Genomic DNA, 20,529 nt, shown 5'->3' with positions numbered 1-20,529 from the left:
CCGTTCTCTATGGAATCACTGCGCATCTACAACACGCTCGCGCGTGACAAGCAAACTTTCGTGCCCCTGCAAGCAGGCGTCGTGCGGATGTACGTCTGCGGGATGACCGTGTACGACTATTGTCACGTGGGTCATGCGCGCGTGATGGTCGTATTCGACATCGTGCAGCGGTGGTTGCGCACGCTCGGCTACGACGTAACGTACGTGCAAAATATCACGGACATCGACGACAAGATCATTCGCCGCGCCGTCGAAAACGGCGAGACGATCAAGTCGCTGACCGACCGCTTCATCCATGCATTGCATGAAGACGCGGACGCGCTCGGCATCGAGCGGCCCGACATCGAGCCACGCGCCACCGACTTCATTCCTCAGATGCTCGGCATGATCGAGAAGCTCGAAGCGAACGGCTACGCGTATCAGGCGAGCGACGGCGACGTGAACTACGCGGTGCGCAAGTTTGCGGGCTACGGCAAGCTTTCCGGCAAGTCGCTGGAAGATTTGCGCGCGGGCGAGCGCGTTGCCGCAAACGACGCGAAAGAAGATCCGCTCGACTTCGTGTTGTGGAAGCAGTCGAAGGCCGGTGAGCCCGCCGACACCGGCTGGGATTCGAAGTATGGCCGTGGCCGTCCCGGTTGGCATATCGAATGCTCGGCTATGGGTTGCACGTTGCTTGGCGAGCGCTTCGACATTCATGGCGGCGGGCAGGACTTGCAGTTTCCGCACCACGAAAACGAAATCGCGCAAAGCGAAGCGGCTACCGGTCAGACCTTCGTGAATTACTGGATGCACAACGGCTACGTGCAGATCGACAATGAGAAGATGTCGAAGTCGTTGAATAATTTCTTTACGATTCGCGAAGTATTGGCGCAGTACGATGCCGAGGTCGTGCGTTTTTTCATCGCACGCGCGCATTACCGCTCGCCGTTGAATTACAGCGACGTGCATATCGACGACGCCCGCAACGCCCTCAGCCGTTTGTACACCGCGCTCAAGGACGTCACGCCGGACGGCGCCGCGCTCGACTGGAACGAAATGCATGCCCAACGTTTCCAGGCAGCAATGAACGACGACTTCAACACGCCGGTTGCAGTGTCGGTGTTGTTCGAGTTGGCAACTGAAGTAAATCGCACGCGCGACCCCGCGCTGGCCCGTCAATTGCGCTCGCTCGGCGCGGTGCTCGGGTTGCTCGGGCGCGAGCCGCGTGCATACCTGCAGCAGGCAGCGGGCACCGCGGTACAGGGCGCGCTGGAACCCGCCGCGATCGAAGCGAAGATCGCCGAGCGCGTGGCCGCCAAGCAGGCGAAAGACTATGCGGCAGCAGACCGGATCCGGGCCGAATTGCTCGAGGCCGGCGTTGCACTTGAAGACAAACCCGGCGGGTTGACCGAGTGGCGGCGCGTGTGAGCGCACCTCGTACTTCCCTCTGAACGACTCGCCAGGCAGGAGGCAGGATGGCAACGGCCACGAAGACGCCGGCTAAACGAGCCACGTCTCAAACAAACGCAGCAGCCGCACCGAAGTCGACTCGAACGTCGGCTCGCACGGCAAGCAGCGCGGTGAAAGCGGCATCGTCGAAAGGCGCGGGGGCGGCGGCGAAAACCGCGGCCGGCGCGTCGAAAAAGACCGCTGTCAAGCGTGCGCTCAACGGCACGTCCGCGCACGCGCCGGTTGCGAAACGCGGGAAAGCATCGTCGGGCAGAACGTCGCGCTCGAATAGCGGCAGCAGCAACGGCGCGTTGCCGGCAGAACTTGCAGGCGACGTGCAGGAAATCGCGCGCGTCGCGAAGGCGCAAGAGGGTGAGGGAGGCGAGATCGTGCGCAAGACGCGAGCGTCGTCCGCGGCGGGCGGCGAAGCGGTGAGCGCAAGTGAAGTCGCGGTGCCGGTGCAGATCGGCGGCCTCGCGCCCGAAGTGACGCGTCCCGACTACTGGGACAAGGCGTGCGCCGATCTCGTCAAGCGCGATCGCATTTTGAAGAAGCTGATTCCGAAGTTCGGTCCGGTGCATCTTCTGAGTCGGGGTGACCCGTTCGTCACGCTCGCGCGCTCGGTCGTCGGTCAGCAGATTTCGGTGGCGTCCGCACAGGCCGTATGGGCGAAAGTCGCGGCCGCATGTCCGAAGCTCGTGCCGCAGCAGTTCATCAAGCTGGGGCAGGAAAAGCTGACCGCCTGCGGCTTGTCGAGACGCAAGGCGGAGTACGTGCTCGATCTCGCGCAGCACTTCGTTTCCGGTGCGCTGCACGTCGGCAAGTGGAGGTCGATGGAAGACGAGGCGGTGATCGCCGAACTCACGCAGATTCGCGGCATCGGCCGCTGGACCGCGGAGATGTTCCTGATCTTCAACCTGTCGCGTCCGGACGTTCTGCCGCTTGACGACCTCGGTCTGATTCGCGCGATCAGCGTCAATTATTTTAGCGGCGAGCCCGTCACGCGCAGTGAAGCGCGCGAGGTCGCAGCGAACTGGGAGCCGTGGCGCACCGTCGCCACCTGGTACATGTGGCGTAGTCTTGACCCATTGCCGGTCGACTACTGAAACAATAGAAGCGATGCCGCTTTGCAGCTATCAATTGTTGTATTTTGATAGTTGCGAAGTGGTTTAGACATCGGCGAGCGCGGTTAGAATACGCGCTGCCGGTAAGTCCAAGGATTAAAACCAATGAAGACCACCTTTCTGGATTTCGAACAGCCGATCGCTGAACTCGAAGCAAAGATCGAAGAATTGCGCTTCGTGCAGGACGATTCGGCCGTCGATATTTCGGAAGAGATCGAGCGGCTGTCCAAGAAGAGCCAGCAGCTCACCAAAGATCTGTACGCGAACCTCACGCCGTGGCAGGTTTCGCAAATCGCCCGACATCCGCAGCGCCCGTACACATTCGACTATGTGAACGAGCTATTCACCGATTTCCACGAACTGCACGGCGACCGCCACTATGCGGACGACCTGTCGATCGTGGGCGGCCTCGCGCGTTTTAACGGCCAGGCCTGCATGGTGATCGGTCATCAGAAGGGTCGCGACACAAAAGAGCGCGCGCTGCGCAACTTCGGCATGCCGCGTCCCGAAGGCTATCGCAAGGCCGAGCGTCTGATGCGTCTCGCCGAAAAATTCAGCCTGCCGATCTTCACGTTCATCGATACGCCGGGCGCTTATCCTGGCATCGGTGCCGAGGAACGCGGGCAGTCGGAAGCCATCGGCCGCAACCTGTATGTGATGGCAGAACTGAAAACGCCGCTGATCGCAACGATCATCGGCGAAGGCGGTTCGGGCGGCGCACTTGCTATCGCGGTCGGCGACAGCGTGCTGATGCTGCAATTCTCGACCTATTCGGTGATCTCGCCGGAAGGCTGCGCGTCGATTCTGTGGAAGAGCGCGGCGAAAGCGCCGGAAGCAGCGGAGGCGCTCGGCCTCACCGCGCATCGTCTGAAAGCGCTCGGCCTGATCGACAAGATCGTCAACGAGCCGCTCGGCGGCGCGCATCGCGATCCGAAGGGAATGGCTGCCATGCTGCGCCGTGCGCTCGCCGATTCGCTGCGCCAGTTCCAGGGCATGAGCATCAACGACCTGCGTCAACGCCGTTTCGAACGCCTGATGTCATACGGCAAGTTCAAGGAGACGACGCCGGGCGCCTAAGCCCGTGCGTTCTCTCTTCGTCCATCGGCGCATGACGCTTTAATACTGCGCTGAACGACGTGACTCCTCCAGCCGAATCGCCCGCTGATCGCCTCGTTCTCGAGGCGATCAGCGTTGCGCTTTCCACTTTGCCTTCTCATGCCCGGATTGCGGTCGCGTTCAGCGGCGGCGTCGATTCGAGCGTGCTGCTCGATGCGGCCGTGCGCGTTGCGGGCGCGTCGCGTTGCGTGGCGCTTCATGTGCACCACGGCTTGAGTGCTAACGCCGATGCGTGGCTTGCGCATTGCGATGCGTTCGCGCAGGAACGCGGCGTCGAGTTCGCGGTGCGGCGCGTCGAGGTGTCGCGCGATGCGGGTGTCAGCGTGGAGGCCGCCGCGCGCGAGGCCCGCTATCGCGCGCTGGACGCGCTTTGCGCAGAGCATGACGTTCATTCGCTATGGCTCGCGCAGCACGCGGACGATCAGGCTGAAACCGTGCTGCTGCAACTGCTGCGCGGCGCCGGCCTCGCAGGTCTGGCGGCCATGGCGCGGGAGTCTTCGCCTTCGGGTTCAGCGGCGGTGCGTGTGCGGCCTTTGCTTCATCTGCTGCGCGCGCAACTCGAACAGTACGCGAGCGCACGCCATCTGCGCTGGATCGACGACGAATCGAACGCGGACACGCGCTATGCACGCAACGCGCTGCGCCACCACGTCACGCCTGCGTTGGCCGTGCACTTTCCCGGTTTCCGCGATGCGCTCGCCCGCACCGCGTCGCACGCCGCTGCAGCGCAACGCTTGCTGGACGAACTGGCGCGTATCGACCTCGCCATCGTCTCGCGCGACGACGGCCGTGCGCTCTCTCACGACGCGCTCATCGCGCTCGACGACGACCGCGCGCTCAACCTGATGCGTTACTGGATGCGCTCGCAGGGCTTCGTCGCCGCATCGAGCGCGCGTCTTGGCGACGCGCTGCGTCAACTGCGTGAAGTAGGCGCGGGCGGTGACGGGCACCGCTTGCGTATCGACCACGCAGGGCACGCGTTGCGCAGCTATCGAGGACTCGTGTACTGGGAAGCCGGCGATAGCGGCGACCCCGCCGACGAGTCTGCGCTTGTCGAACGCGAGGTTAGCGAACTTGCCTGGCACGGCGAAGCGACGTGGCGTTTGCCGCAATGGCGCGGCACGTTCGTGTTCGAAGCGGTAGAGGCGACTTCATCGACTACCACTGCTTTATCCGATGCGATTCCCGTTAGCGTCTTACAGCGCGAGTTGCTCAGCGCGCGTGCGCGCAGCGGCGGCGAACGCATGCGCACGAGCGATGCGCCCGGCGCGCCCAGTCGGACGCTCAAAAACCTGTTTCAGGAACGCGGCATTCCCGCATGGAAGCGTGAAGTGCCGCTGCTGTATATCGGCGAAGAACTGCTCTTCGTGCCGTTGCTCGGCGTGAATCGCGCCGCGTTGCCGGCAACGTTGCCGCCCGACGAGGCCTGCGTAAAGATCGTCTGGCGCGAGGATCTGCTGATCGCCTGACCGGCCGGTCGGTCGCAAGGTGATCAACTTTGAGTCTTCAAATAGGGCGCGAGTACCGGTTCGAACGAGGCGACGAAAAAAGGTGCTGAGGTGCGCGCTGCAAGCGTTTGCCGGCGGCGTTGCAAGCGGCGCCGCGGGCTGTGCGGCTTGTCTTTTTGCGTACGATCGGGTACGTTAACTTGTTTGCCCGACCCGCTTTTGCCGTCGCTTTTGTCGGTTTCCCGATCGTGATCCGAATTTTCCGGTAAGCCATTAGCGATCAATCACGGGCAAATCCGCGCGTGCTGCACGCGCGCTGCATTTACGCCGCCACACACTTTGCCGCCGTTCACGAGACGTTGCGCCCCTGTGCTTTTGTGCGGTCGTCGCGAGCGCGCCAGCGCGGTTTCTCCTCCAGTTCAGAACGACAATGGCACTCATCGTACATAAATACGGCGGCACTTCGATGGGCTCGGTCGAGCGCATCAAGAACGTCGCCAAGCGCGTCGCGAAATGGCATAAGGCCGGTCACAAGATGGTAGTCGTGCCGTCGGCAATGTCCGGCGAAACGAACCGCCTGCTCGGCCTCGCGAAAGAGATCACGACCCAGCCCAGCCCGCGCGAACTCGACATGATCGCCGCCACGGGTGAGCAGGTCAGTTCGGGTCTGCTCGCCATCGCGTTGCAGGAAGCCGGCGTCGACGCGGTCAGTTACGCCGGCTGGCAAGTGCCGGTCAGGACAGACAGTGCGTTCACTAAAGCGCGCATCAGCGAGATTGACGGCGAACGCGTTCTGCGCGATCTCGACGCGGGCAAGGTGGTGGTGATCACGGGCTTCCAGGGTATCGATCCTGACGGCAACATCACCACGCTCGGCCGCGGCGGTTCCGATACCTCGGCGGTCGCGGTTGCGGCTGCGTTGAAGGCGGACGAGTGCCTGATTTATACGGACGTCGACGGCGTGTACACGACCGACCCGCGCGTGGTCGAAGAGGCGCGCCGCCTCGACCGCGTGACGTTCGAAGAAATGCTGGAAATGGCAAGCCTGGGTTCCAAGGTGTTGCAGATCCGCTCGGTGGAATTCGCCGGCAAATATCAGGTCAAGACGCGCGTGCTGTCGAGCCTGACCGATCCGCTCATCCCGCTCGACGCTGAAATGAAGTCGGGCACCCTGATTACTTTTGAAGAAGACGAGACCATGGAAAAAGCAGTCATCTCGGGTATCGCGTTTCAGCGCGACGAAGCTCGCATCGCCGTGATGGGTGTGCCCGACAAGCCGGGCATTGCGTATCAGATTCTCGGCCCGGTGGCGGACGCCAACATCGACGTCGACATGATCATCCAGAACCAGAGCGTCGAAGGCAAAACGGCTTTCACGTTCACGGTGGGCCGCGGCGATTATCAGCGCGCCATGGACATTCTCACGAACCAGGTGAAGGGTCACGTTCAGGCCGAGCAGGTGCTGGGCGATCCGAAGGTGTCGAAGGTCTCGGTGGTGGGCGTGGGTATGCGTTCGCACGTGGGTATTGCGAGCACGATGTTCCGTACGCTGTCGGAAGAGGGGATCAATATCCAGATGATCTCCACGTCCGAAATCAAGATTTCGGTGCTGATCGACGAGAAGTATATGGAGCTCGCGGTGCGCGCGCTGCATAAGGCGTTCGAACTGGATCAGGCGTAATTCGACGCAAACGGCGGGGCGTACAGAAGCGCTACGGTCGTTGATGTCTGTTTGTGCGGCTGCGCGAACAAAATGGCAATTCAATGACGAGATTGGCACAAAAAGCGTTCGTCAGACATTGACCTTGGCTGTTCGGCCCGCTATTATCTTGGCTTCGTCGCGCTGACTCCCTGCGCGACCGAAAGTTTGGGAGACGTGGCCGAGAGGTCGAAGGCACTCCCCTGCTAAGGGAGCATCTGGGCCAAAACCTGGATCGAGGGTTCGAATCCCTCCGTCTCCGCCAGTGATGGTGGCGAAACCCCGTAAGTCGGAAGACTTACGGGGTTTTTGTTTTCTCGGTCGCATAGTGCGCGGCTCATCGTAAGAGACGTGCCCGTATGCGTTATGCCAACGTTTCGTAACCTCGTCCACGCCACGCCAGCGGGAAGAGCGCAAAATAAGCATCCACGGGTGCCTGCATTCCAGGTGTGAAGGTCCGCATCACTCGCCAGCGTATGGTCGGAGAAATCGCCCGACACAGTGGCGCGGACATAGCAGCCGGTGTAACGCCCGGCCGCCCGTGGCACGTTCCCGGCCCCACGTCGTCCAACCGCGCGAATACGGCGTCTAAGAGCCGCTTTTTTGCTAGGTGCGCCTGATTGGAGCCAGCTTAAAAGGCAAGGCCGACGATCTGGCAAACCCGTCGAAGCAAGGCACCGTCAATGCTTGTCAAGGTCAGTGGCACCGAAGGCTATGCGCAGGAAGCGGAAAGTCTTATACGGCGATGGCAGAGCATCTCGTTCGCCGATCAGCACTCTCAGGTTGTACATCTGTTGCCGGACGCCCCGTCGCGCGTCCTCGACATCGGTGCGGGGATCGGAACGGATGCGGCTACGCTAGCGGCGATGGGGCACACGGTGGTAGCCGTCGAACCGGTCGGCGAACTGCGCACTACAGCCATCAATTTGCATCGGTCATCGCGCATCGAATGGATTGACGACAGTCTTCCCGATCTGCGCATTATTACTTCGATGAACGAAACGTTTGACGTGGTAATGCTGACCGCGGTGTGGATGCATCTCGATTATGAACAGCGGTGCCGCGCTATGCCCAACATAAGTTCTCTTCTGCGAGACGATGGCGTGTTGATCATGTCGCTGCGTCATGGGCCCGTTCCACGCGGTCGATGCATGTTCGACGTGGCGCCAGAAGAAACCATCGAGCTTGCACGCGTTGCGGGTTTGCAAGCCGTGCTTTGTGTTGCCACCCCGTCGATCCAACAGACAAACCGCAATAGCGGAGTGACATGGACGCGACTCGCCTTCAGGAAACGCATCACGAAACGCTGAAGCCTTTTCTCCCATACACCACGACCGCGCAAGTCAGCGCGCTCAGCGAAGTTGCCGCATTGCAGGCCAATCGCCAAAGCGCCGGGTGGCAAGTCAACGCCTGCGCGCGCGTTCGCTCAATGCTGCACATAGAGCACCACAGGAACCCTTTTCGCGACACGCCGCAAGCGTTGCGGACAGCGCTTGTTCGCCCAGAGGATGCGTGTAGTTGGCTGTCAGAAGATCGTCGAATCGATGTGGTGATGGCAAGTAGTCGTCCGCAGTGGCCTGGTTGTCGGAGAGTCGGGTTGCAATCTGCAGAACCTCACGTTCGATCTCGTGAAGCAACGCTTCCGAAAACTCAAGGTCAGGTGCATGACGCGAGAGCCAAAGCTGCGCCGACTCTGTGAAATGCGCAAATGAGAGCCACTTCTGATCGATCTGCATGGACACCAGTTCGTGAGCGACGAGGTCGCTCAACAAAAACACATTCATTGCCTGTCTCGTCTTTATGTGCGCCGGTGCGCCTGTCTGATCGACGAGTATCTGTGCGCGAGTGCGTCGCAAAAATGGGAGGATTCTCATTTAACCGAGTGCGCTCGCTATAGCGTTCTTGACTCCTGACGATCCGCCGCAGTCTGCTGATCCCTTGCGAGCCGCTTCAGATAAATCCACGGGAAGATTCCGCGCTCGTGTCCGTCGTCGAACACCAGTTGCAGACCGTAGCCCGACGGCCGCGCGTCGACCAGCTTCACGTCGGGTGACGATAACGGCGTCTCTCCATCGAGCTTGCGCTTGCGACACTGTGCACACATGCATGCCGAGCGCAGCAACGCAAACGGCAACTCGCAGACCGCACCGTCCGGCCAGCGCATGGACAAGCTCGCGCTAGCCGCGTCGATCGCCACCAGCTCAGGCGCGTTCATCATCGGCGCCCGGCGATCTGGGTCAGTGCGATACGCACTGCCTTGCGTACTTCCGGGTCCGCGTCGGTTCCTGCGGCTTCAAGTGCGGTAAGCATCTGTGCATCGCTCATTTCGCCGATTTCACCGAGTGCAAGCGCGGCTTCCTTGCGCACGTTGCTAATCCGATGAGAGAGCAGGGCGGCGACGTGCGCCGCACTGGCACCATCGCCGATCTGACCCAACGCGCGCAGCGCTCGCAAACGTACTTGCCAGTAGGCGTCGTCGAGTGCTTTGATCAGCGCATCGCGCGATTCTGCGACACGCAGTTTGCCGAGCGTCGTGGCAGCTTCTTCGCGCACCTGCCAGGCGTCGTCTTGCAGGGCGGTGAGGAGCGCTGCGGTTGTCTCGGCGTGGGCCGGCGGCGCGAAGCCGAGCGCTCCTGTCGCAGCGCGCCGGATCGATGCATCCGCGTCGCCGGTCGCAACGGATGCCAACGGGCTAAGCGCAATGGAATTCTTCAGCCATCCCAACACGCCGACGGCTTCGGCGCGCACGTTGGCGTCCGCGTCGGCGAGTGCCTGCAGCGCCGGTGCAAGCGCGTCCGTCACCCGAAGTTCGCGCAGCGCGCGCAACAACGCCGATCGCACGAATGGGTCAGGTTCCTTCAACCAGTCGAGCAGTATTGCGCCAGAGGACGCCTGCTTCAGTTCCGACAGGCTCTGTGCGGCGCTCGCGCGAACCTGTGTGTCACGATCGAGCAATGCGTTGCATAGGGCGTTCACCACGTCGTCGCGCTCCCATGAAGCGAGCAAACGGGCCGCCTCGGCGCGCACCTCGGGCGAGGCGTCGCGCTGCAATGCTGCGACGATGGGTGCTATCACGCAGGCATCCTCGAGATCGGCGAGTTCGATCAGCGCAATGCGGCGCACGACGGCATCGTTGTCGGCGAGCCGTGACAGCAGGGCGGCTGCTTCTCCGGCGATAGTATTCAGCGGATCGCCCGGATGGTTCGGGTCGGTTGGACCGGTCGCGTGGGACATGAATGAACGTGAATAGACGTGAATGAGGAGGAGGAACTTCGCGCATCGCTCAACGCAGAAGATACGGAATGGACACTTTCACGGCGCCCGTCGGACAGTCCTGTTCGCAAGGCATGCAGTACCAGCACTCGTCGAACTGCATATACGCCTTGCCCTTTTTCATGTCGATTGCAAGCAGATCGAGTGGGCAAACATCGACACATACAGTGCAGCCTTTTTCAGCAATGCACTTGCTTTCATCGATCGTGACGGGGGCTGAACTGCGCTGGAAAATATCGTGCGGCGTAAAAGACATCGGATTACTCCGTCAGGCGGTTGCGGGGTCGAGGGCGGGCTCGCCGATACGCAGGCTGCGATAGGCGTTGCGTTCGTTTTCGTCGAGCGCGACGATATACGGCTCGACCGCACGCTTTTCGCTCGTCATGCGGCCATTGGCGTCCTTGCGCAGATGCGTATGGCAGAACCATTGCTCATCGTCGCGCTGTGGATAGTCCACGCGATGGTGGTAAAGACCCCAGCGGCTCTCGGTTCGAAAAAGCGACGCACGAGCGGCCATTTCCGCGCAATCCCGTATGGCGCGAACTTCTGCGGCGCGCATCAGTTCGTGCGGATGTGTGGCCGATATCGATTCGATATCCTCAGTGATTTCTGCAAAGCGTTGCAGGCCGATTTCCATCTTGCGTGTAACCTTCGGCGGTTGCAGGTAATCGTTGACCATGCGGCGCAACTTGTATTCGACCTGCGCGGGCGCAATACCGTTCTCGCGCTTGAGCGGTGCATAAATGCGCGCGCGTTCGGCGTCGATCTGTTCTTCGTCGACGGCGCCGTGCTCTCGGCCCAATACGTATTCTGCCGCGTTGTGACCCGCGAACCATCCGTAGGTAAACGCACCGAGCATGTAGTTGTGCGGCACTGCGGCCATGTCGCCGGCGGCATAGAGGCCGGGCACGGTCGTCTCCGCGCGCGCATTGACGTACACGCCCGACGCGCTGTGTCCGCTGCAAAAGCCGATTTCCGAAATGTGCATCTCGATCATCTGCGTGCGGTAATCGGTGCCTCGTCCTTCATGAAAGCGGCCGCGGCTCGGACGCTCGTTCGTGTGCAGAATCTGCTCGATCGTCTGGATCGTTTCTTCCGCGAGATGGTCGAGTTTCAGAAACACAGGCCCGTTGCCGCTTTGCAGTTCCTGATAGAACTCCCACATCATCTGGCCGCTCCAGTAATCGCATTCGATAAAGCGTTCGCCTTTGCCATTCGCGGTGAAGCCGCCGAGTGGGCCGGTCACATATGCGCAAGCGGGGCCGTTATAGTCCTTGATGAGCGGGTTGATCTGGAAGCACTCGAGGTTCGCGAGCGCGGCGCCTGCGTGATAGGCCATGGCGTAGCCGTCGCCGGCATTCGTCGGGTTTTCGTATGTGCCCATCAGATAGCCCGATGCCGGCAGCCCCAGCCTTCCGGCGGCGCCGCAACTCAGAATGACGGCTTTGGCACGCACCACGTAGAAGTCGGCCGTGCGGCAATCGAAGCCCAGCACGCCGCAAACGCGCCCTTGCGAGTCGGTCAATAGCCGCGTGGCGACAATGCGGTTGGTGATCGCCACGCGTGCGCGTTTAAGCTGCCTGTACAGCACTTTCTTGATGTCGTGACCCTCGGGCATCGGCAGCACGTACGAACCCATGTGATGCACTTTCTTAACCGCATAGTCGCCATTGCCGTCCTTTTCGAACTTGACGCCCCAGCGGTCCAGTTCCTCGATCGTCGTGAAACTATGGCGCGCGTATGCGTATACGGCTTCCTGATCCACGATGCCGTCGTTTGCGATCGTGATCTCGCGTGTGTACTGTTCAGGCGTCGCATGGCCCGGAATCACGGCATTGTTGAGACCGTCCATGCCCATCGAGATCGCGCCGCTGCGCTTCACGTTGGCCTTCTCGAGCAGCAATACCTTTAGCGACGGATCGCGCTCCTTCGCCTTGATCGCGGCCATCGGGCCCGCCGTTCCACCGCCGACCACTACGACGTCATAGTCGAGTACATGTGTGTTCATCGCGCCTCCATTGCGTTTTTGCTGCTCTTTTTCGGGTCTTTTTTGAGGTCGTTTGCGCGGTCGATACGCAGCCGGTACTGGAAGGCGTCGCCGCGGAAGTACAGGTATTCGAAATCGACCGGCCGACCCGACGCGTCATGCGTGAGACGCTCGATACGCAACACGGGGCTGCCTTCTTCGACGCGCAATGCATCGACGATGTCGTCGTGGGCAAGTATTGCGTCGATGGACACATCGGCATGACCTAGCGGCACACCGCAGTCGTTCTCGAGGATCAGAAATATGTCGCGTGTCGTAAGGTCCGCGTTCGCGAGGCGCTTGCCGAGCGTCAGCGGGACCCAGGTCAGTTCGAGCGATACGGGCTCGCGATTGAGCAGCCGGACACGATGGATCTCGGTGACCGGCGCGCCCTCCGCGATGTTCAGGCGCGCGGCAATGTGGCGTCCGGCTTCGACGATTCTGCAACTGCGCAGCTGGTTGACGATTTCATGGCCCATCGACGACATGGCTTCCGCAAAACCCTGCAGCGAAGCGACGTTCTGATACGCCTTGGGCTTCGAGACGAACGTGCCCTTGCCATGCACCTTGAACAGCAAGCCTTCCTTGTGCAGATCGCCGAGTGCCTGGCGCACGGTGATGCGGCTCACGTCGAACATGCGGCACAGTTCGTGTTCCGACGGCATCTGCGAATGCGGCGCATAGCTGCCGTCGAGAATGCGTTCGCGCAGCACGTCCTTGATCTGCGCGTAAAGCGGACGAGTTGCGGCAGATAAGCTTGGCGAATCAGCTTGCACCGGCACGAGGGTCGTTTGCGACATTGCTCAACTTGTTATTACAAGACGATGTGCAGTCTAGTAAGACGTCGTCTCGCTTCAAACCAAGTTTTTCTGCTATGTATTTCTGGCCGCGCGGGCAGGTTATCGCGTTGGTGCGGCAGAGAAGGCGGGAAGCCGCAAAGGGCGAGGGCGCGCTGTGCTTCCGACATTTCGACCTTTATCGGCTCAGAAGCGTCCGAATGTAACGACACGTAACGTCGTGCCGTGGCTGCGATCTTATGCATCAGTTATTACAAAGTTGAAATACGCCGCTGCCGAGCTTGCGTTATATTTCCGCCAACAACACATTCTTCCAAGGGTAATCCATGAAGTCCGCTCGTTTTGTTCCACTTGTGATCGGGGTTATCGCGTTGGGCGCGTCGAGTGCCGCCATGGCCGGCGGGGTCAACATCGGGGTCAATATCGGCATTCCCGCGCCGGTTTATGTGGCGCCGGCGCCTGTCTATGCGCCGCCACCGCCCCCTCCGCCGCCAGTCGTGTATCAGCCCGCGCCCGTCTATTACGGCGCTCCGGCTGTGGTGATCGGCTGGCACGGGGACCGCTACTGGGACGGCCGTCGCTACTGGGCGCGCGACGACTGGTATCGTCATCATCCCCCCGGCCGTTACGACTACGGCCGCGATCACTACGATCATCGTCGCGGCTGGCATTGAACGCTGCAGGAACCGTAGTGACAACAGAACCGCCCCAATGGGCGGTTTTTTCATGCTCGCGCGCATCGCTTGACCGGATCTGCGGAGTTGCCGTAAGCGCACAACGCTGCGCATCAGACGACGCTCCGAGAAAGCGTCGTGCTTGCGTGGAAAAATACCGTCGCGAAGTAAATCGCGGCATATTCACAAATCGCGCGCCGGTCGCTCAAGGTGACAGTCGCGACGTCGGTTTGCGGAGGTTTATTGGGTAGAATTCCGTGACAACGCAATTGCCCACTGATCACCAAGGCGCTTATGACAACTGGCTCGCGACGGGTTTCATCGCCTCGTGCATCTGAATGCACGTTTTTCAGGCCCTCGTGTGTCGGTCCCGCGCTCGCGTCCCGTTCTTTGCGCAGGGCCCGTGTCGCGATTCTGTGTGGCGCGCTGGCCGCTGCCGGCTGGTTCGCAGCGCCAGAGGCGCACGCGGTGTATGCGATCGCTCAGTACGGCGAGCCGAAATATCCAGCCGACTTCAAGCATTTCGACTACGTCAATCCGGATGCGCCGAAGGGCGGCACACTCGTGCTGGCCAATCCGAGCCGCCTCACCAGCTTCGACAAGTTCAATCCGTTCACTTTGCGCGGCAACACCGCGCCCGGCGTCGACCTGCTGTTCGAGAGCCTGACAACCGGCAGCAGCGACGAAGTGGCTTCCGCGTATGGATTGCTCGCCGACGATATCAAGGTCGCGCCGGACGGCTTGTCGACCACGTTCCATATCAATCCGCGCGCGCGGTTTGCGAACGGCGACCCGGTTACCGCGGACGACGTCAAGTATTCGCTCGACACACTGAAAAGCCCGCAGGCCGCGCCGCAATTCATGTCGATCTTCGGACAGATTGTCCGCGCGGTGGTTGTCGATCCGCACACCGTGCGGTTCGAGTTTCAACACCGAAATCGCGAGTTGCCGTTGCTCGCCGGCGGCATGCCGGTGTTCTCGCGCAAGTGGGGAATAAAGCCGGACGGCAGCCATATTCCGTTCGATCAGTTGGCGTTCGAAAAGCCGGTCACGAGCGGCCCGTATCTAATCGAGCGCTACGACAACGGACGCACGATCACATACCGGCGCAACCCGGAGTATTGGGGCGCGGCACTACCGGTGCGTGCGGGCACTTATAACTTCGATCGCATCGTCTACAAGCTGTATTCCGATAACGTCGCGCGGCTGGAGGCCTTCAAGGCCGGCGAATACGATGCACTCGTCGAATACGTCGCGCGAAACTGGGTGCGGCGTGACGTCGGCAAGAAGTTCGACAGCGGCGAGCTGATCAAGAAAGTGTTCGCGCAGCACAACGGCACGGGCATGCAGGGCTTCATGTTGAACACACGGCGTCCGTTGTTCAAGGACGTGCGCGTACGCAAAGCGCTCGATCTCGCACTCGACTTCCAATGGCTGAACCGGCAGTTGTTCTTCAATCAGTACACACGTATCGACAGTTTCTTTGCCAACACCGATCTGCGGGCCAAGGGCCTGCCCTCGCCAGGTGAACTGGCGCTGCTCGAACCGTGGCGCGCGAAGCTCGATCCGGCGGTTTTCGGGCCGCCGCCGAAGCAGCCCGACACCGACCCGCCAGGCTCTCTACGTGCGAATCTGCTGCAAGCCCGCGCATTGTTGCAGCAAGCGGGATGGACGTACCGCGACGGTGCGCTGCGCAACGCAAAGGGCGAGCCGTTCGAGTTCGAGATACTCGACGACTCGGGATCGGCCGCGCAAATGGAGCCGATCGTCGCGACGTTCATTCGAAACCTGAAAAAGCTCGGCATTACCGCAACATTTCGCGTCGCCGATTATGCCGTGTACCAGAAGCGGCTCGATGCATACGACTTCGACACGACGACGATCCGCATGCCCGACGTACAGGTGCCCGGCTCCGAGCAGATCGGGCGCTTCGGCAGCAAGGCGGCGGACACGAACGGCTCTGACAACATGATCGGACTGAAGTCGCCCGCGGTCGACGCAATCCTGCGCGCCCTCGTGCAGGCGCAGACGCGCGAGCAACTGCTCGACGCGACGCATGCGCTCGATCGCGTTCTGATGCATGGCTACTACGTCGTGCCGCACTGGTACAGCGCGACGCATCGCGTGGCGTTCAAACGCGGGCTTGCGTGGCCGTCCACGCTGCCCCTGTACTATGGAGCCGAAGGCTGGATTACGTCGACGTGGTGGTTCGCGCAACCGCAAGCAGCAACGCCGGCGCCGCCGCAGTAACGCAGCCGGTCGATCTGGTCATCCGGTTCCGGCTATCGCTATTCATACCTCGCCCTCGCAACGGAAACACCCGCCATGTGGAGCTACATCCTCAAACGCCTGCTGCTGATGATCCCGACGCTGCTCGGCGTGCTCACGCTCACGTTCGTCGTGATCCAGTTCGTGCCCGGCGGCCCCGTCGAACAGATGCAGCACGAACTGCGCAAGGGCGCAGAGGGCGCTGTGCCGTTCGGTCTGCGCGCGCATAACGGCGTCGACGCGCAGCAGGTCGCGCAACTGAAAGCCCTATACGGTTTCGACAAACCGCCGCTCGAGCGCTACGTGTTGATGCTCAAGCGTTTCTCGACGTTCGACCTTGGGCAGAGCTATTTCCGCCATCAGAGCGTGTGGTCGCTGATCGTATCGAAGCTGCCGGTGTCCATCAGCATCGGCTTATGGACGTTCTTTCTCACGTATCTGATTTCGGTGCCGCTCGGCATCGCGAAAGCGGTGCGCAACGGCTCGCGCTTCGACATTGCGACGAGCCTCGTGGTGCTGATCGGTTACGCGATTCCGGGCTTTGTGCTCGGCGTGTTGCTGCTCGTGCTGTTTGGCGGCGGCACATTCCTGCAGCTTTTTCCGTTGCGCAATCTCACGTCGGATAACTGGGCGCAACTGAGCGTCGTGGGCAAGATCCTCGACTATTTATGGCATATCGCGTTGCCGATCACGGCATCGGTCGTCGGCAGTTTTGCGGTAATCACGATGCTCACGAAAAATGCGTTTCTGGACGAGATTCGCAAGCAGTACGTGCTGACCGCGCGGGCGAAGGGTCTCTCCGAAAAAAGCGTGCTGTGGAAGCATGTGTTTCGCAACGCCATGCTGCCGCTGATCGTCGGCTTTCCGGCTGCGTTTATCGGCGCTTTTTTCACCGGCAGTCTGCTGATCGAAACGCTTTTTTCGCTCGACGGTCTCGGCTTGCTGTCGTATGAATCGGTCGTGCGACGCGACTACCCGGTCGTACTCGGCACGCTGTACCTGTTCACGTTGATCGGTCTCGCGACGAAGCTGGTGTCCGATCTTTGCTATGTGTGGGTCGATCCCCGCATCCAATTCGAACAACTGGAGCGCTGATGAATCGAGCCCGCCTTTCAGCCGATGCAGCGGCGCGCGTCGAACCCGCGCGTGCATTCGTCTCGCCTTCGCCTGCGCGCCGTGTATGGCGGCGGTTCCGCCAGCAACGTCTGGGTTACTGGAGCCTCATCATCTTCGTGGTGGCGTTTGCCGCGAGCCTCGCGGGCCCGCTCTGGTCGAACGACAAGCCGCTCGTGGTGCGCTACGACGGCCACCTTTATTTCCCGCTCTTCAGGACCTACGCGGAGAGCACGTTCGGCGGCGATTTCCCAACGCCTGCCGACTATCTGGATCCGTACATCAAGCAGCGTTTCGACGCACCGGGCAATTTCGCCGTGTATCCGCCGAATCATTACTACTACGACACGCTGAACTATTTCTCGAAGGCTCCGAACCCGGCGCCGCCTTCGCGTGAAAACTGGCTCGGCACCGACGACCGCGGCCGCGATGTTTTCGCGCGACTGCTGTACGGTTTTCGCGTTTCAGTGGAGTTCGGTCTCGTGCTCACTTTCATTGGAACGATACTCGGCATTGCAGCGGGCGCCGTGCAAGGATATTTCGGAGGACGTACCGATATCGTGGGGCAGCGTCTGATCGAAATCTGGAGCGCGTTGCCGGAGCTCTATCTGCTGATCATTTTTTCATCGATCTTCGAGCCGGGTTTCATTCTGCTGATCGTGCTGCTTTCCCTGTTCGGCTGGATCGGCTTATCCGACTATGTGCGGGCGGAATTTCTACGTAACCGGCAGCAGGATTACGTGCGCGCGGCGAGGGCGATGGGTCTGTCGAACTGGCAAATCATGTGGCGGCATCTTTTGCCCAACAGTCTTACGCCGGTGATCACGTTCCTCCCGTTTCGCATGAGCGGTGCGATTCTCGCGCTGACCAGTCTCGACTTTCTCGGCCTCGGCGTGCCTTCGCCTACGCCGAGTCTCGGCGAGTTGCTCGCGCAGGGCAAGGCGAATCTCGACGCGTGGTGGATCTCGTTGTCTACGTTCGGCGTGCTGGTCGCGATGCTGTTGCTGCTCACGTTCATGGGCGACGCGCTGCGTAATGCGCTCGATACCCGCATCTCCGATGCAATGCGCGCTGGAGGCAATCAGTGACCGCTCAAACGCAAGCGCCAGGACAGCGCAAGGGGCGAGGGCACGACGGCGCCGAAGCACCGAATGCCGTGCCGTTGCTGGAACTCGATCATCTGCATGTGAGTTTCGGCGATACGGTGGCGGTGAACGACGTCACGCTGGCGATCCAGCGCGGCGAACGCGTTGCGCTCGTCGGCGAATCGGGCTCGGGAAAAAGCGTCACCGCGCTGTCGATCTTGCGTCTGCTGAGCGACGCGCAGGTCAGCGGCTCGATCCGGTTCGACGGTGAGGATCTGCTTGCGAAAAGCGAGCGTGAGATGCGCGGCATGCGCGGCTCGGACATCGCGATGATCTTTCAGGAGCCGATGACCGCGCTCAATCCGCTCTACACGGTCGGTGCGCAGATCGCGGAGACGATCGTCGTGCACGACGGCGTGTCGCCGGCGGAAGCCCGCAAGCGCGCGGTCGCGCTGCTGGGCCGCACGGGAATTCCCGAGCCGGGCAAGCGCGTGAACAGCTACCCGCACCAACTTTCGGGCGGACAGCGCCAGCGGGCGATGATCGCAATGGCGCTGGCGTGCCGTCCGCGTCTGCTGCTCGCGGACGAACCGACTACCGCGCTCGACGTGACGATTCGCGCGCAGATCGTGGAGCTGCTCCTTGAACTGCAACGCGACGAAGCGCAAAAGCGCGGCATGGCGGTGCTGCTGATCACGCACGACCTGAACCTCGTGCGCCATTTCGCTCAGCGCATCGCGGTGATGGAGAAGGGCGTGCTCGTGGAAAGCGGGCCGGTCGAGCAGGTGTTCGAGTCGCCGCAACATCCTTACACACAACGGCTGCTGGAAAGCCGGCCGCAGCGCTCGGTTGTGCCGGTGCTGCCCATTTCGCCGGTGCTGCTGCAGGCCCGCGACGTTTCCGTCGATTTCAAAACCAAGGTGCCGGGATTTGCGGGCTGGTTCCGGGCCGGGCGGTTCCGCGCGGTCGCAAACGCGAGCGTCTCGGTCCGTCAGGGCGAAACGCTCGGCATCGTTGGGGAATCGGGTTCGGGCAAGTCGACGCTCGCTATGGCGTTGCTCGGGTTGCAGCGGACCGCGCACGGCGAGATCGAGTTTCAGGGCAGGGCGCTCTCCACCTACCGAGGCGCTCAGCAGTCTGCGTTGCGCTCGAACATGCAGGTCGTGTTTCAGGACCCGTTCAGTTCGCTTTCACCTCGTCAGACGATCGAGCGAATCGTCGGCGAAGGGCTGGCGCTGCACCGGCCGCAAATGACGCCGCAAGCGCGGCGCGACAGAGTGGTTGCGGTGCTGCGCGAGGTCGGAATCGACCGGACCGCGCTGCTGCGCTATCCGCATGAGTTTTCCGGCGGGCAGCGCCAGCGCATCGCCATTGCGCGGGCGCTCGTGGTCGAACCGCAGATTCTGATCCTCGATGAACCGACCAGCGCACTCGACGTTTCGATCCAGCAGCAAGTGCTCAAACTGCTCGCCGGGTTGCAGCAGAAATACAACTTGGGCTTCGTTTTCATCAGCCACGATCTGGCGGTGATCGGGGCGATGGCGCACCGCGTGGCGGTGATGCAAAACGGTTCTATCGTGGAAAGTGGAGAGGTTGAGAGAATCTTTGCGACGCCCGAGCACCCCTACACTCGAAAGCTCCTGAAAGCAGCATTGGACCGCTGATTTTTCACCCTTTCACCAATTGGGTGCGGGTCTCGATTGTATTTTTCTATTTGTTTTGACACGTGAATACTTACTGGCTAGTATCGACCAAACTTTTTTCCGTATCCCACTGATTCTTTAGCAAAAAATACCGACCAATGCAGCACAGAAATTTGACCCAGGCTTGCACGCGCGCCGTCGCCGGGATGTTCATTGGCGTCTTGATCGCAGCAGCTCCCGGCGCTTTCGCCGACGAAGTCAGCAGTTTCAATCAGAATGCCTCATTTTCGCCGAGCAACCCGGCGAATTCCTCGTCCTCCTCCAATTCGCAAACGCTCAGCAGCAACACTGACGGCGGCGCCCGCTCGTTCCTTTCCGGCATGGCCGGCAAGGCAGGCGACGTGGTTGTCGGCGCGCTCAACATGATCGGTGTTCGCTACCGCTGGGGCGGCAATACGCCTGACTCCGGGTTGGATTGCAGCGGTTTCGTGCGTTATGTGTTCCAGGACACGCTGGGCATGGCGCTGCCGCGCCGCGCCGAGGAAATGAGCCGTGTGGGCGAAAAGGTCCGCGTGAGCGACCTGAAGCCGGGCGATCTGGTGTTTTTCAACACCATGCGCCGCACGTTCTCGCATGTCGGCATCTATATCGGCGACAACAAGTTCGTGCATTCGCCCTCCACGGGCAGCACGATCCGCGTGGACGACATGGATAGCGGCTACTGGGAAAAGCGTTTCACCGGTGCACGCCGGATCGAGACGTCGTACCAGGAAGGCGAAGATCTGCGCAAACGTGTGAATGCTACGCTTGGCGGCAACAACTAATTCAGCGCCGG

General features: G+C 61.2%; 18 protein-coding genes and 1 tRNA gene. 13 read left to right on the top strand and 6 right to left on the bottom strand.

Translation table 11 applies throughout. From position 1 onward, the window contains the following. Nucleotides 1-9: 9 nt before the first annotated feature. From cysS to J2W46_RS19950, 7 genes are all read left to right on the top strand, one after another. Complete coding sequence (gene cysS, locus J2W46_RS19980; protein ID WP_310355659.1) at nucleotides 10-1,407, top strand: cysteine--tRNA ligase; 1,398 nt, start codon at nucleotides 10-12, stop codon at nucleotides 1,405-1,407. Between the two features lie 47 nt (nucleotides 1,408-1,454). Then, nucleotides 1,455-2,534, top strand: a complete 1,080-nt coding sequence (locus tag J2W46_RS19975; RefSeq protein ID WP_310355658.1) for a DNA-3-methyladenine glycosylase family protein — start codon at nucleotides 1,455-1,457, stop codon at nucleotides 2,532-2,534. A gap of 123 nt (nucleotides 2,535-2,657) precedes the next feature. Beyond that, a complete protein-coding gene (locus J2W46_RS19970) occupies nucleotides 2,658-3,629 on the top strand; it encodes an acetyl-CoA carboxylase carboxyltransferase subunit alpha (RefSeq protein WP_020065573.1) in 972 nt (323 codons plus the stop codon). A gap of 59 nt (nucleotides 3,630-3,688) precedes the next feature. Beyond that, the gene (tilS, locus tag J2W46_RS19965; RefSeq protein WP_310355657.1) at nucleotides 3,689-5,137 is read left to right on the top strand and encodes a tRNA lysidine(34) synthetase TilS; all 1,449 of its coding nucleotides are present in this window, start codon (nucleotides 3,689-3,691) and stop codon (nucleotides 5,135-5,137) included. 409 nt (nucleotides 5,138-5,546) lie between these two features. Continuing rightward, complete coding sequence (locus tag J2W46_RS19960) at nucleotides 5,547-6,797, top strand: aspartate kinase (RefSeq protein WP_020065575.1); 1,251 nt, start codon at nucleotides 5,547-5,549, stop codon at nucleotides 6,795-6,797. Between the two features lie 189 nt (nucleotides 6,798-6,986). Beyond that, nucleotides 6,987-7,080, top strand: a tRNA-Ser gene (locus tag J2W46_RS19955). 418 nt (nucleotides 7,081-7,498) lie between these two features. Beyond that, on the top strand, nucleotides 7,499-8,125 hold the full coding sequence (locus tag J2W46_RS19950) for a class I SAM-dependent methyltransferase (protein WP_310355656.1): 627 nt from the start codon (nucleotides 7,499-7,501) through the stop codon (nucleotides 8,123-8,125). A 93-nt stretch (nucleotides 8,126-8,218) separates the two neighbouring features. Here the strand turns inward: J2W46_RS19950 and J2W46_RS19945 are convergent, their stop codons facing one another. From J2W46_RS19945 to J2W46_RS19920, 6 genes are all read right to left on the bottom strand, one after another. Then, nucleotides 8,219-8,551 (bottom strand): hypothetical protein, encoded by a 333-nt coding sequence (locus J2W46_RS19945; protein WP_310355655.1) that lies wholly within the window; start codon nucleotides 8,549-8,551, stop codon nucleotides 8,219-8,221. Nucleotides 8,552-8,706: 155 nt separating this feature from the next. Continuing rightward, nucleotides 8,707-9,030 (bottom strand): gamma-butyrobetaine hydroxylase-like domain-containing protein, encoded by a 324-nt coding sequence (locus tag J2W46_RS19940; protein WP_310355654.1) that lies wholly within the window; start codon nucleotides 9,028-9,030, stop codon nucleotides 8,707-8,709. Next, a complete protein-coding gene (locus tag J2W46_RS19935) occupies nucleotides 9,030-10,049 on the bottom strand; it encodes a HEAT repeat domain-containing protein (protein ID WP_310355651.1) in 1,020 nt (339 codons plus the stop codon). Before J2W46_RS19935 ends, J2W46_RS19940 begins: the two co-directional genes overlap by 1 nt. Before the next feature lie 49 nt (nucleotides 10,050-10,098). Next, nucleotides 10,099-10,344, bottom strand: a complete 246-nt coding sequence (locus J2W46_RS19930) for a 4Fe-4S dicluster domain-containing protein (protein WP_020065580.1) — start codon at nucleotides 10,342-10,344, stop codon at nucleotides 10,099-10,101. 12 nt (nucleotides 10,345-10,356) lie between these two features. Continuing rightward, complete coding sequence (locus tag J2W46_RS19925) at nucleotides 10,357-12,096, bottom strand: fumarate reductase/succinate dehydrogenase flavoprotein subunit (protein ID WP_310355649.1); 1,740 nt, start codon at nucleotides 12,094-12,096, stop codon at nucleotides 10,357-10,359. Then, entirely contained in the window at nucleotides 12,093-12,914 is an 822-nt protein-coding gene (locus J2W46_RS19920; protein WP_310355648.1) for a GntR family transcriptional regulator, read from the bottom strand. Before J2W46_RS19920 ends, J2W46_RS19925 begins: the two co-directional genes overlap by 4 nt. Nucleotides 12,915-13,237: 323 nt before the next feature. Here J2W46_RS19920 and J2W46_RS19915 point away from each other — a divergent pair, with 323 nt between their 5' ends. The 6 genes from J2W46_RS19915 (at nucleotide 13,238) to J2W46_RS19890 (ending at nucleotide 20,518) form a co-directional block, all read left to right on the top strand. Further along, nucleotides 13,238-13,585 (top strand): hypothetical protein, encoded by a 348-nt coding sequence (locus tag J2W46_RS19915; protein ID WP_027775371.1) that lies wholly within the window; start codon nucleotides 13,238-13,240, stop codon nucleotides 13,583-13,585. Nucleotides 13,586-13,879: 294 nt separating this feature from the next. Next, on the top strand, nucleotides 13,880-15,835 hold the full coding sequence (locus J2W46_RS19910; protein ID WP_310355647.1) for an extracellular solute-binding protein: 1,956 nt from the start codon (nucleotides 13,880-13,882) through the stop codon (nucleotides 15,833-15,835). 75 nt (nucleotides 15,836-15,910) lie between these two features. After that, nucleotides 15,911-16,948, top strand: coding sequence for a microcin C ABC transporter permease YejB (locus J2W46_RS19905; RefSeq protein ID WP_204520569.1), 1,038 nt, complete (start codon nucleotides 15,911-15,913; stop codon nucleotides 16,946-16,948). Further along, complete coding sequence (locus J2W46_RS19900; RefSeq protein ID WP_020065586.1) at nucleotides 16,948-18,054, top strand: ABC transporter permease; 1,107 nt, start codon at nucleotides 16,948-16,950, stop codon at nucleotides 18,052-18,054. Before J2W46_RS19905 ends, J2W46_RS19900 begins: the two co-directional genes overlap by 1 nt. A gap of 68 nt (nucleotides 18,055-18,122) precedes the next feature. Continuing rightward, nucleotides 18,123-19,715, top strand: coding sequence for an ABC transporter ATP-binding protein (locus J2W46_RS19895; protein ID WP_310355873.1), 1,593 nt, complete (start codon nucleotides 18,123-18,125; stop codon nucleotides 19,713-19,715). Between the two features lie 137 nt (nucleotides 19,716-19,852). Continuing rightward, nucleotides 19,853-20,518: a C40 family peptidase gene (locus J2W46_RS19890; RefSeq protein ID WP_027775367.1), complete on the top strand. Its 666-nt coding sequence runs from the start codon at nucleotides 19,853-19,855 to the stop codon at nucleotides 20,516-20,518. Nucleotides 20,519-20,529: the final 11 nt, after the last annotated feature.

The sequence above is a fragment of the Paraburkholderia strydomiana genome (genome assembly GCF_031456815.1).
Lineage (GTDB): Bacteria > Pseudomonadota > Gammaproteobacteria > Burkholderiales > Burkholderiaceae > Paraburkholderia > Paraburkholderia caledonica.
This window is presented reverse-complemented; position numbering and strand designations above follow the sequence as displayed.

What these genes read in the sequence shown, in the direction of transcription:
- J2W46_RS19890 (WP_027775367.1), top strand. Translation starts at nt 19,853, where the DNA reads ATGCAGCACAGAAATTTGACCCAGGCTTGCACGCGCGCCGTCGCCGGG.
- J2W46_RS19930 (WP_020065580.1), bottom strand. Translation starts at nt 10,344, where the DNA reads ATGTCTTTTACGCCGCACGATATTTTCCAGCGCAGTTCAGCCCCCGTC.
- J2W46_RS19905 (WP_204520569.1), top strand. Translation starts at nt 15,911, where the DNA reads ATGTGGAGCTACATCCTCAAACGCCTGCTGCTGATGATCCCGACGCTG.
- J2W46_RS19950 (WP_310355656.1), top strand. Translation starts at nt 7,499, where the DNA reads ATGCTTGTCAAGGTCAGTGGCACCGAAGGCTATGCGCAGGAAGCGGAA.
- J2W46_RS19945 (WP_310355655.1), bottom strand. Translation starts at nt 8,551, where the DNA reads ATGCAGATCGATCAGAAGTGGCTCTCATTTGCGCATTTCACAGAGTCG.
- J2W46_RS19900 (WP_020065586.1), top strand. Translation starts at nt 16,948, where the DNA reads ATGAATCGAGCCCGCCTTTCAGCCGATGCAGCGGCGCGCGTCGAACCC.
- J2W46_RS19915 (WP_027775371.1), top strand. Translation starts at nt 13,238, where the DNA reads ATGAAGTCCGCTCGTTTTGTTCCACTTGTGATCGGGGTTATCGCGTTG.
- J2W46_RS19925 (WP_310355649.1), bottom strand. Translation starts at nt 12,096, where the DNA reads ATGAACACACATGTACTCGACTATGACGTCGTAGTGGTCGGCGGTGGA.
- J2W46_RS19970 (WP_020065573.1), top strand. Translation starts at nt 2,658, where the DNA reads ATGAAGACCACCTTTCTGGATTTCGAACAGCCGATCGCTGAACTCGAA.
- J2W46_RS19960 (WP_020065575.1), top strand. Translation starts at nt 5,547, where the DNA reads ATGGCACTCATCGTACATAAATACGGCGGCACTTCGATGGGCTCGGTC.
- cysS (WP_310355659.1), top strand. Translation starts at nt 10, where the DNA reads ATGGAATCACTGCGCATCTACAACACGCTCGCGCGTGACAAGCAAACT.
- J2W46_RS19940 (WP_310355654.1), bottom strand. Translation starts at nt 9,030, where the DNA reads ATGAACGCGCCTGAGCTGGTGGCGATCGACGCGGCTAGCGCGAGCTTG.
- J2W46_RS19920 (WP_310355648.1), bottom strand. Translation starts at nt 12,914, where the DNA reads ATGTCGCAAACGACCCTCGTGCCGGTGCAAGCTGATTCGCCAAGCTTA.
- J2W46_RS19910 (WP_310355647.1), top strand. Translation starts at nt 13,880, where the DNA reads ATGACAACTGGCTCGCGACGGGTTTCATCGCCTCGTGCATCTGAATGC.
- J2W46_RS19935 (WP_310355651.1), bottom strand. Translation starts at nt 10,049, where the DNA reads ATGTCCCACGCGACCGGTCCAACCGACCCGAACCATCCGGGCGATCCG.
- J2W46_RS19975 (WP_310355658.1), top strand. Translation starts at nt 1,455, where the DNA reads ATGGCAACGGCCACGAAGACGCCGGCTAAACGAGCCACGTCTCAAACA.